This window comes from Sediminibacillus albus, from assembly GCF_900101125.1.
In the GTDB taxonomy this organism is placed as follows: domain Bacteria; phylum Bacillota; class Bacilli; order Bacillales; family Amphibacillaceae; genus Sediminibacillus; species Sediminibacillus albus.
Genome location: NZ_FNFL01000001.1, coordinates 692,977 through 704,902 on the forward strand (window position 1 = coordinate 692,977; position 11,926 = coordinate 704,902).

At 41.7% G+C, this 11,926-nt stretch carries 10 protein-coding genes; 1 reads left to right on the top strand and 9 read right to left on the bottom strand.

From position 1 onward, the window contains the following. The first annotated feature begins 94 nt into the window (after positions 1-94). Positions 95-928 (top strand): sugar phosphate isomerase/epimerase family protein, encoded by an 834-nt coding sequence (locus BLR93_RS03575; protein WP_093211283.1) that lies wholly within the window; start codon positions 95-97, stop codon positions 926-928. A 4-nt stretch (positions 929-932) separates the two neighbouring features. Here the strand turns inward: BLR93_RS03575 and BLR93_RS03580 are convergent, their stop codons facing one another. The 9 genes from BLR93_RS03580 to BLR93_RS03620 form a co-directional block, all read right to left on the bottom strand. Continuing rightward, a complete protein-coding gene (locus BLR93_RS03580; RefSeq protein ID WP_093211285.1) occupies positions 933-1,853 on the bottom strand; it encodes an AEC family transporter in 921 nt (306 codons plus the stop codon). Between the two features lie 109 nt (positions 1,854-1,962). After that, positions 1,963-2,598 (bottom strand): YesL family protein, encoded by a 636-nt coding sequence (locus BLR93_RS03585; RefSeq protein ID WP_093211287.1) that lies wholly within the window; start codon positions 2,596-2,598, stop codon positions 1,963-1,965. A 54-nt stretch (positions 2,599-2,652) separates the two neighbouring features. After that, a complete protein-coding gene (locus BLR93_RS03590; protein WP_093211289.1) occupies positions 2,653-3,969 on the bottom strand; it encodes a Gfo/Idh/MocA family protein in 1,317 nt (438 codons plus the stop codon). Between the two features lie 50 nt (positions 3,970-4,019). After that, the gene (locus BLR93_RS03595) at positions 4,020-5,141 is read right to left on the bottom strand and encodes a glycoside hydrolase family 88/105 protein (RefSeq protein ID WP_093211291.1); all 1,122 of its coding nucleotides are present in this window, start codon (positions 5,139-5,141) and stop codon (positions 4,020-4,022) included. Between the two features lie 18 nt (positions 5,142-5,159). After that, positions 5,160-5,999, bottom strand: a complete 840-nt coding sequence (locus BLR93_RS03600) for a carbohydrate ABC transporter permease (protein WP_093211293.1) — start codon at positions 5,997-5,999, stop codon at positions 5,160-5,162. Between the two features lie 18 nt (positions 6,000-6,017). Beyond that, positions 6,018-7,007, bottom strand: coding sequence for a carbohydrate ABC transporter permease (locus BLR93_RS03605; protein ID WP_093211295.1), 990 nt, complete (start codon positions 7,005-7,007; stop codon positions 6,018-6,020). An 82-nt stretch (positions 7,008-7,089) separates the two neighbouring features. Continuing rightward, entirely contained in the window at positions 7,090-8,406 is a 1,317-nt protein-coding gene (locus tag BLR93_RS03610; RefSeq protein WP_093211298.1) for an ABC transporter substrate-binding protein, read from the bottom strand. Positions 8,407-8,592: 186 nt separating this feature from the next. Next, positions 8,593-10,152, bottom strand: coding sequence for a response regulator transcription factor (locus BLR93_RS03615; protein WP_093211300.1), 1,560 nt, complete (start codon positions 10,150-10,152; stop codon positions 8,593-8,595). Positions 10,153-10,157: 5 nt separating this feature from the next. After that, positions 10,158-11,882 carry a cache domain-containing sensor histidine kinase gene (locus BLR93_RS03620; protein ID WP_093211302.1) on the bottom strand — a complete coding sequence of 575 codons (1,725 nt, stop codon included), beginning with the start codon at positions 11,880-11,882 and terminating at the stop codon, positions 10,158-10,160. Positions 11,883-11,926 lie beyond the last annotated feature (44 nt).

Genomic DNA, 11,926 nt, shown 5'->3' on the forward strand with positions numbered 1-11,926 from the left:
CGAATTGGAGTAAACCTGCCATGTGTCAGGGAGCTCCGAATTTTCAGCGTATCGCCAGAGCGAGCAGTTTAAAAGAAAAAGGAGATGAGATGATATGTCCATTGGTGTATTGGCACATCTATTTGGCAGATTGCCCTATCAGCAACTTGCTGAACAAGTTGGCCAGGCAGGTTTTTCCCATGTCCAGCTTGCTTTATGGAAAGCAGTTGAATCACCCGATTTTAGCAGTCCGGGAAAGTTAAGCCCTGGTTTGGCAAGGAATATTAGAGACTCATTTAAGGAACAAGGAGTTTCCATCTCTGTACTAGCATGTTATCTGCATCTGTTTGACCGGGATAAGCATAAAAGGCAGCGCAACATTGAACGATTCAAAGAATTAATTCGTTATGCTCCGGTGTTTGACTGTCATATAGTTGCAGCAGAGGTCGGGAAAATGCCTGATGGATTTACAGACGAAGATTGGGAAACGTTGCAGGGAAGCTTACAGGAGCTTACGGAGACAGCGGAAAGATGGGGCGTTTTTATTGGAATTGAGCCGGCTAACGACCATTTGATTGGAGACGCTGAAACATTAGACCGGATGTTAAACCAGCTATCTTCCGACAAAATCGGTGTCGTATTAGACCCTGGTAACCTGTTGAATGAAAACAATTTCAACCGACAGCAAGAGGTGATCAAACATGCTTTTAACCTGCTCGGAAAACGTGTTATTGCCTGCCACGCCAAAGACCGGATAATAAGGGAGGGGAAAATTGTTACTGTCCCCCCGGGTCAGGGGCAGTTAGACTACCAATTATATTTCCGGCTGTTGAATAAATGGAAGCCAGAAACTGATATTATCATGGAAGCCGCCAATACCCCTGAAGAGAGACTTGCTTCCAAAACTTTTCTTAATAAGATGCTGGAAAAAACGAAGCATTCTACCTGACGGATTAATACATGAGATAGGAAAAATAGATAGTGACTGTCACGGTAAGCATGCTCAATACAGTCGAAGCGAGGACAATTTGGGCGGCTAGTTCAGGTTCATTCCGGTACTCCTGAGCAATGATAGCACTATTGACAGAACTCGGCATAGCCGAAGATATGAACAGAGCCTGAGCAAGCAATCCTTGATAGCCCATACTCGAGAGCAGGATGCCCGCAATGGCTGGCCCTAAGGCCAGCCTTACCAGCAAACTTACGTAGACGGTTAGCAGCCTTGGATTAAAGGATAACTGGGCGACCTGAGCACCCAAAGTCAACAAAGCAATGCCAATCATAGCATTGCCGATATACTCTCCGGGCTTTAACAAAAAGATCGGCAGCTGGATATTTAGCATATTTAGCAATATACCTATCGACATTGCGTAAATTGCCGGCATCCGCAGAAGCCCAATAAATGCCCGCAGCTTCCCTTCACCGACCGCTTTCAAGGAAAAAATCCCAAATGAATAAGACAGTACGTTCTGAAAGGTCATGACGATTACTTGAATTGTTGCAGCCAGAGAATCCTGTTTAAAAACCAAATCATTGACAGGTATTCCGTAATTGCCGGAGTTATACAATATAACGCTGTTGATAAACACACCTTCAACACTCTTACTATACTTGCCGATTTTCGCTATCAGCTTAACTAGAATATACAAACAAACGATAAATAATGAAAAAAATCCAAACACCGACCAAAGCATATACAGCGAAAAATCCGACTCATATAAATTAATCAATACAAAACCAGGGCTCAAAAAATAGATATTCAGCTTGGCAAGTGTATATAAATCTAACACGAATAACTTATGCAGCCAGGCTCCGATGCCAATTAATATGAACACTGGCACAATAATATTTAAAAAAATAAAAAGCAATTCCATTGTTTGACCCACCACCTAACCAATTAAAGCTCTAACTAAAAAAACAGCATGATTCAGCTAGAAGTCTCCCTCCACCAAAATCATGCTTACAGCTGGCTTGCCCCGCTTTTCAGGGGACCCTGCTTGCTACAGCAGCATCCTCCACATTTTCAAAGCATTTAAAGGCGAGCCACATATTCAGATGGGCAAACACCGTAAAGCCGAACAAAGGGATGAACCCAGGAAAGCTAATAAAAAAGTAATAAGTCGACAGCGATCCAGCCAGCATCAGTATTAGGTTTGCAGGGTGTAGGAAGCCGATGATCAAGGCGTGCTTTATGTAAGCAAATACACTTAATTCATAATGGACATAGACAGGCAGAATATAAACTAAGAGGATAATATACGTTAACCCGATGATGGTCATCAAATAATTCATTATAGTATAAAATCCTCCTTCAAATTGGCGGAAAAAGTGCAAATCAAAATACCAAACAATCCCAAACCCCGCCAAAATCAACCCCATTCGATTTGCACGGAAGAACTCCTGGCGATAAACCTGCCAGAATATCCGGAAAACAGGCGCATCCTCCTCTCCTATTAAATGTTTCCGTGATACGGCATACATCGCCACCGTACTGGGAGCTATCCCGAATATTATACCGCCCAGCAATGTACAGCCAATCCAAAGTAAATTGAGAATAGTGAAATGGGTAATCCACTTACAGAAAACCAACACACCATTCAATAAACGCCCCATTTGCATAGATAAGCCTCCCTGATACCGGCCATACGATTGACCGTTGCTAACACTAGATTACTAGGTTCCGTATTTATCCACGGTTCTACTCCCTACCGTTTGCTGATTTAACAAATCTTCAATTCTGATGGGCCGGTTCTCCTGTGCTGAACGCCAGACTGCTTCTCCTAAAGTAACTGCATATGCTCCATCTTTACTCCCTGACAAAACTGTATAAGGACGAAGCGGGTCTTCTCCCATAAATATATCCTCCTGGATAACCGGATCGCCGCCGCCATGCCCCCCATCCCTTTTCAGCACATGAATCGTTTCTTTCGATCCAAAGAGAGGAAAAAAGTCAATCGTTTGTTCGGGAACAGGAAACGGTACGCGGGAAGGAGCATGAAATTCCGTCGTTTCAATTCGGCCTTTGGTTCCGTTGATTGCCAGCCGATATCCTTCGTAAGGAAGAGAAAAGTTGATTGAATAACTCAGCAAAGCCCCTTTATCATACCTGACAGTTGCTGTATAAGTATCTTCGATATTTATCTCAGAGTCGAACACACATTGGTCAGGCCGATAGCTGGTATAGGCATCCTTCCTGGCCACATCTGAGTCGATATGATCATCTTGAACGATGACACTATTGCTCCGTGAATTCCATCTCGAGTAATAAGCACAGTCATGCTTCACCTGGCACGTTTTGCAGTGGCGGCCATCTTCCCTAAGCGGGTTATGCTCTCCGTCTGGCCCATAATAGTTGAGGGCACCAAAGGCAAAAGCTTCTATCGGACGTTGATCAATCCACCAATTGACTAAATCAAAGTGGTGGGAGGATTTATGAATGGACAATCCGCCCGAGAATTCTCTCATTCGATTCCACCGTTGGAAGTAACTGGAGCCGTGGTACGTATCGATATACCAGTTTAAGTCAACAGAGGTAATCCTGCCAACCTTTCCTGCCAGTATTAATTCCTTGATCCGCATATGGTAAGGGCTATAACGGTAGTTAAAGGTAACAGTTACGCTTCCCTTGCTTTTCGCTTCGGCATCCATTACCCGCTTGCTGTCAATTGCTGTTGTCGTCATCGGCTTTTCCGTTATTACATCCAAATCGCACTTTAATGCCTTCAGTATATAATCAACATGCGTATCATCCCGACTTGCTACGATAATGGCATCAGGTTTTGTTTCAGCAATCATATGATTAAATTGAGCTTCCGTATATTCCGGCACGTGTTCGATCTCCGGAAGTTCGGCTTTGCATACCGCAAAACGTTTGGGATCCTTATCAAGCAATCCAACCAACTTACTGGTTGCGGCAAAGCTATCCACCATTGGTTTTATAAACATGCCCATCGCACGCTTACTAACACCGCATACTGCGAATTTTCTCATATCTCCCACTCCCAGTTAGTATTTTTAAGTCCATCAGGCTTTGCTTCTGTTTATAACTCGGGCAGCAATGCCTGCATCTCTATACTCGCCAGGATAAAAGAACCGACACCGTGCAGGTCGTTATCTGTTTTCGGGCGGTTGATATAATGGGCAAAATCGCCTACCCCTGTTCCGATACAAATTTCCGGCATGATGAAATGTCCTTGCGCATCAAATTTCATGCGTTCCAGCAGCCCACGATACCCTTTAATTGCGTAAGGCTTAAAACTTTCATCCAGATGCCCTCCGCGGATTGCGCGGGCAATGGTATAAATAAACAATGCCGAGCAGGAAGTTTCTATCCAGTTTCCGTCTGCTTCCGGTTTATCGACGACTTGATACCACAAGCCTGTATCGGGGTCTTGATAACTAATCAGGCTTGCCGCTAAGTCCTTCAAAGCTGAGGAAATTTCCATCTTGGAGGCATGATTATCCGGCAGAAAGCTGAGAATTTCATTAAACGTAATTCCATACCAGCCAATCGCCCTGCCCCAAAATTCCGGCGACTTACCTGTCTTTTCATCTGCCCATGGTTGAATCTTACTCTCATCCCAGGCATGATGGTACAGTCCTGTCTGTTGGTCTCTCGTATGCCTTCGCATCAATCGCTCCTGCTCTAGCACCATATCGAGCAGCTCCGGCTCCTCGTATATCTTGGCGTAGTTCATGGCAAATACTCCGCCCATATACAACCCGTCCAGCCACATTTGATACGGATAACGATCCTTATGCCAAAAACCCCCATCCGATGTCCTGTTTAGTGTTGGAAACATATTCCTTAACTTAGCTGCAGCAATTCGATAGCGGGGATCCTCTGTTTGTTGATCGAGTTCGAACAATAGCAACCCTGCTTGAATGGCATCAAGTTCCTTGCGATTCCAGAGGAAATTACCATTTTCATCGATATTATGATCGACGTAAACTTTAATGTAGGCAAAATAATTTTGGCCGCCAATTGCCTCCTTTAGCTGGCGCATACTTTCCAGAAAAACTCCTTGGTGATAGTGCCATCTGCCATCAGGAGGAAGCTCGGAAGGCTTATATGCAGCCATTAAGGAATCACATGCCGCCTTTCCCCAATCAAGCGGAGTTTTCAACTGCCTATTCGTTTTTGTATGATTTGTTAAAACCATTTTTGACCACTCCCTTTCTTAAGATTTCAAGCCACTGGTACTGATTCCGTCTACAATATATCTTTGAAAAACAAAAAAGATAACAAAAATCGGCAGGATACTGAGCGTGGACATTGCAAACATTGCACCCCAGTTGGTTACCGAGTTAGGGTCGGAAAACAGTTTCAAAGCTAAAGAAACCGGATATTTTTCCGGTGTGGACAAATAAATGAGCGGTCCCATAAAGTCATCCCATCGCCAGTAAAAGGAAAAGATCGCCGACGTCATCATTGCCGGTACAATTAGCGGTACGATTATCCGGTAAAAAATTTGAAAGCTATTACAACCGTCTATTTTTGCTGCTTCATCCAACTCTGTAGGAATTGTACGGATAAACTGCATGATCAGGAATATGAAAAACGGTATCCCAAAAAAGGTTGGAAGAATCAATGGTAAGTACGTGTCAATCCAGCCGAACTTATTGAACATAATATACTGGGGGATCATTACCATTTCAAACGGGAGCATCATCGTCAGCATCATACAAATAAACCAAACACTTTTACCTGCGAATTTCACCCTGGCAAATCCATAGGCTATGAAAGTAGAAGAAATGATACTTCCCACTGTGGCTACGACAGAGATGATCGCTGAGTTGATAAAAAACGTACTGAAGGTAATGCCGGCAAATCCTTTCCATCCTGTTAGATAGTTTTCAAAATGCCAGCCATCCGGGATTAAGGAGTGTGCATCAACGAAAACACTAGAACTTTCTTTTAAAGAACTGCTCACCATCCAGACGAGGGGATATATCATAATCAACGTAAAGATGATCATAAAGGTATGCTGCAAGGTTTTTTTGGTCTTTGTTTTTTTCATTACCGTCTTCTCCTTTCCCTACTTATTCTCGGATTCATAATGGACCCAATGCGGAGAGCTTTTAAAGATTACTGCTGTAAAAATGGCAATAATGATAAGCATCACCCAAGCCATCGCTGAAGCATATCCCATATCGAAATACTCAAACGCCCGCTGGTACATATAAAGTACATAAAGCAATGTACTGTTGACCGGCCCGCCATTGGTGACAACGAAACTCGGCGTAAACGCCATAAATCCTTGAATCACCTGCATGATCGTATTAAATAATATCACCGGGGTCAACAGCGGTATGGTTATGATGAAAAACTGTTTCACAGGTCCAGCCCCATCAACACTGGAAGCTTCGTAATATGTCTTCGGAATGTTCCGCAAACCTGCCAAAAATATCAGCATCGAAGACCCGAATTGCCATCCATACAATACAATCAATGTCCAAATAGCAGTATCTGGATCCCCCAGCCAGGAGTGAGTCGGTAAGCCTAACGTACTTAGAATAGAGTTAAATGCCCCTTCATTCCCGAACAGTTGCCGCCACATAATGGAAACGGCGATACTGCCTCCGACAACAGAAGGCAAATACAATAGAGTCCGGTAAATACCGACCATTTCGACGATTTTATTTAAGGCCATCGCGACTAATAAAGCGAACACCAATCGAATCGGTACTGCAACTCCTGCATAAAAGAAAGTGACCTCCATCGACTTCCAGAACGTCGGATCATTGGTGAACATGCGTACATAGTTATCAAGGCCAATCCAGTTAGGTGTGCCCATTAAATCATAATCTGTGAAGGACAAATATAAAGAATAAAGGATCGGAAAAATTGTCAAAGTGAAAAAACCTAGCAGGAACGGCGAAATAAAAAGGTAGCCCGTTGCATTTTTATTATTCGACTTTGACTTGCGTTGGGCAGGTTCGAGCGGCTTTAAATACTTTTTTGTCGTTGATTTCGAAGAAGCTGCTTTCACATTTGCTGTGTTTTGCTCTTCTTTTTTTGGAATCATCGCCCTCATCTCTTTCTTAAAGTATTAGGATAGATAGGAAAATGGCCCTGACCACCTCGCTTCAGGGCCATCTCCCATTTATTTATCTGTTCAGTACGGATGTAGCTTTTTCCCTGAATTGCTTTGCGCCTTCTTCCGGAGTTAATTCGCCATACATGACCAACTCATCAACTTCCTCCAGTGCGGCTAATATCTCTGATGATTCTGGCGGGAAGTTTGAATCAATCGGCGAACTGTTCTCGGTAACTAGTTCAATATAGTCAAAGACTTTTTTGTCTGTTTCACTTAAATCGGCTGCCATTTCATTTCTTATTTCTTCCTTGATCGGCACCCCGCGGTCAGAACCGCCGATCTTGTATACTTCAATGCTATTGGTGAAAAAGTCAATGAACCTTACGGCCTCTTCCTTATGCTCTGAATTCTCACTCACAGACCAGAGCATTGCCGGTTTCAAATACATCCCTTCTACATTGTTTGAACCAGGAAGCAGGGTCATTTCCAAATTGCGGTCTCCGGCAGCACTAGTTAATGCAGTTGCCTGGTTAGACCATCTGAAGTCAAATGGCGCTTTTCCATGGACAATCAACTCATCTTCCACACCCTTTATTTGCTGGATGGTATCATATCCGGGAGCTATCTCTGCTTCTACCATCTTTTTATTCATGGTGAAGTAATCTTCAAGTAACTGATCATTCTCATATCCAAGGTCTGTTCCGTCTTCATTGAACAGCTTCTCACCTTTTTCTCTCAAATAATATTCAAATAAATTCTTCGGTTCCATTAATCTCGTTCCGTACTCTCCGGTTTGCTCGTGAACCTGTTCGGCTATCGCTAGATAATCTTCCCATGTCCAGCTTTCATCAGGAATATCTGCGCCAGCCTCCTCCAGCATGTCAGTATTATAGAAAGCTGCCAGCGCGTTTGTGCCTGTAGGAATCCCTAACAATTTGCCGTCTTTAACACCCGATTCCATTACCGTATCACTGACGCCTTCCACATCGATTTCTCCACTTTCCACATACTCGGATAAATCGGCGAGCAGCCCTTTATCGGCATATTGGTTCAAATATTCACCAAAGTTCTGTTGCATAATGTCCGGAAGGTTGTTCCCTGCTGCCTGAGCAGCCATTTTTTCGAAATAGCCATCAAACCCAGTGAATTCTGCCTCGATGTTGATATCCGGATTCTCCTCTTCAAACTTTTTTATAATTTCCTGTGTTTGATCGTGGCGGCTTTGAGATCCCCACCAGGTCATGCGTAAAGTTACCTGGTCGCCAACTTCTGCGTTATCACTATCGCTCCCCCCTTCCCCTGCAGCTTCATCCGATTCCGAACATGCTGACAAGAAAATAATCAAAGCCAATACCATTAAGAAACCCAACAGTAAACTTTTTTTCATTTAAAACATCCTCCCCCTTACTATTTGAAAGCGCTTTCTAATTCTTAACTTCATCATAAAGCAAGCCTTATTCATAAAAAATAAAATTTTCAGATATCGATGTATAAAAAACAGTCAAAAAAGATAACAAAAAATATTATCAATCTATCAAAAAAAAACAGAGCCGAACCGATTAGCTGTCCAGCTCTACTTTTCCGACTTATTTTTAAATTCAGTTGGAGTCACTCCAGTATATTTTTTAAAAACTTGCCCAAAATAGCGCGGATTATTGCCAAAACCAACCGCTTCTGCTACTTCAAATACCTTTACCTGTTCTGAGTCTTTGATTATGTCAATAGCACTCTCTATCCGCCGGCTTATCAGAAAATTAGAAAATCGTTCTCCTTTTTCCTTTTTAAAAAGCTTTCCTAAATAGTCAGGGTTCATATAAAGGACCTCAGCAGCTATTTTCGTTAAGGAAAGTTCCGTATCTGCCAGGTTTTCCTCTACATATGCAACAACCCGCCTAATAATATTGGTTTGCGTTTGTTTTGTACGTTCATAATGATAATTTGTTATCTCTTCAGCAACAGAAATAATAAATTGCTTTATTTCATCAAACCGCTCATACTGCTGAAAAAATATTACTTGTTGAAAATAATGATCCATATCTCCCTTCCCAGCCTGCCGGATAATCGACATATACATCTCTAGACTATGCGATTTTACTAAGCCAGCCTCGTATTTTTGGCAGCGGATATCATCGAAAAATTCAGTCAAATAAATATGTACAACGTCTGTGTTTCCGCTTCTCACCGCTAGGATTAAATCTTCATGATCGTACTGCAAATCTTTAAATCTTCCTGCTTCCTTCCCGATGTCCTGCACAGTAATAATACTTCCATTTGCTAAGTAGAAGCGCTGAGTCAGACAATTTAGTGCCTCATTATACATGGAACGAAGCTGTCCAATGCCGCCCGGGTCGCTTATGGCAGTAGTAAACGTCTTTTGGTAAAAATTTTTATAGGTTTGTTTTGTTTCCTTTAATTTGGCTGTCAGTTCTGGCAGAGGGACATCTTCTGCCAAAAGGACGATTTTCTCCCCTATCGTTGTCGAAAGTGGAATATCACGATTTTTACCCATTTCTCCAGTAACCATTTGTTTCAATGCAAATTGTTGCTCATACTCATGTGCCTCGTCTACTGCTAAGACGATCAGGCGGAATTCGGTGGAGTTTGTATTTAAATCGAATAATTGGCTGTAGCTTTCCCAATCCTGGATGTTGTATTTTTTATTTGTAATGTAATCCTTCAAAAATTGCTCTTTCGCTTTTGGCATAACTTTTTGTAAATGGCTCCGCATATTTTCCATAAATACTTGTTTGCGTTGTTGTTCTTCCAGATCAGCAACCACTTGCTGAAGTGCTGCCTCTATTTTTTTCTCGTTGCTAGGTTTGAGTAAATAATGCTTCACATTACATTCCATTGCCGTTTTAGCAAATTGAAACTCATCATAACCAGACAAGACGATAAATTTTATATCCGGGTAAATACGGTGAACCCGCTGGATTAACTCTACTCCATTAAGCCCTGGCATTTTAATATCTGTGATGACAATGTCCGGAGGATTATCCTTAATAAATTCAAAAGCCATTTGCCCGTTAAATGCTTTCACCTGTAATGTTGTTCCGCACTTTTCCCAATCTACTAATGCTGCAATCCCCTCGAGAATATTAATTTCATCGTCGACCAAAAGAACATTGTACATCGCTTTCACCCCGCCATATAAGGTAATAAAATTTTCACCTTTGTGCCTGCACCTAATCTGCTTTCAATGTTAACTCCGTATGTATCGCCGAACATTAATTTGATTCGTTCGTTAATATTGTTCAAGCCTATTCCGGAGCTCTTGGACTTTATTTTTCCTCTATAAATCCCCTCAAGCTTACTTTCATCTATTCCTGGGCCATTATCTTCCACTGTGATCTGCAAATTTTCTCCGATAGCCAGAACAGTGACAGACACATGGCATTTGGTCACCATCTCTTCCAGCCCATGCTGGATCGCATTTTCCACAATCGGCTGAATGGTCAGCTTGGGGATTTGGCTGCCCTCATGAGTTATCGATGTATCTAAAGTAAAGTCGAGTCTTTTTTCATAACGGTATTGCTGGATGGTTATATAATTCCGGACAATTTCCAGTTCTTCCTTGACCGTAATCATTGCGGCTTTCTTACTAATAATATTTCTCATCATATTGCCAAGCGCCTCAGCCATGACTGAAATTTTTTCCTGTTGGTTGATCTTTGCCAGCCAGTTAATGGAATCAAGCGTGTTGTATAAAAAATGGGGGTTGATTTGCGCCTGTAAAGCTTTGTACTCTGTTTCTTTTATGATTAACTGTTTTGTATAATTTTCTTTAATAAGCTCATTAATCTTATCCAGCATTAAACGAAAATTTATATGGAGCAGCCCGACTTCATCATTATGGTATTTCTCTGGAATTGCTTCAGGCTCCTCAAAATCCCCATCTTGCACCTGTTTCATCCGGGTTGATAACTCCTCCAGCGGCTTTGAAATGTTTTGGGCCGCTCTCCGGCTAAGCAAAATTGTTAAAGTCAGCATAAATAAAAAACAGACAATCATGATCCGCTTAATCGTTTGTGACTGCTTCGTGATATTGTCAAAAGGAAGCAGGTGGTAATAAGTCATTTGTGAAAATCGGGAGTGTTTGTAAGTAAGCAAGTAATCCTTTCCTTCCATCTCCTCAATTTTGTAACCGTTTTCAATACTTTCTTTAGGAAAATCATGACTATCCATTATCGTACTTCCTTCGTTTTGATAAAAAATTTCATTTCCATCAGTAATAATAAAATTTTTATTCTTGGAAAAATCAAGCGTTTGTTCGACAAATTTATCCATATCAAGAGAAATAATCAGGATGCCCATATTCGATAAACTTACATTTGCTTTTTTCCTAATCTGCCTTGCCGAAGACAGCCCGTTTTTCCCGTCTATCCGCGACCATGTATTGGAACCTTCCGACGCAGAAACAAGCCTTTTAATTTTATCGGCGTCATTTTCTATTTTTGTATTATAGCCAGTCGTATATTTTTTTCCGTAAATATCAATAATCTGGATGGAAGAAATATATCGTTCACTGGCTGCGAAGGTTAACAACCGTTCAAGTAAATTCGCTTTGGTCTTGTAGTCTTCAAAGCCTATTTTTCTTTCATTAATGGTTTCCATGTATTCCTGCACCAATGTGTCCGTACTCACCTGAAAGGACAGATTTTCAATCTTTTTAAGTTCTTCATCCAATACAGTCGATGACAGTTGGAGCATATCTGCTGACTCTTCATAGATTCGTTTTTCATACAAGTTCGTAAAGTAATGATAAGTTACCATCCCAATTAAACAAAAAATCAGCAAAAGAAGCAGGGAAATAGAGAATATTTTGTTCTTGATTTTAAAATTGCTGTAAAAGGGCTTTAACACTATTAATCCCCCTGTTCTCTGCTTTTTTTTACCATTATAGCACT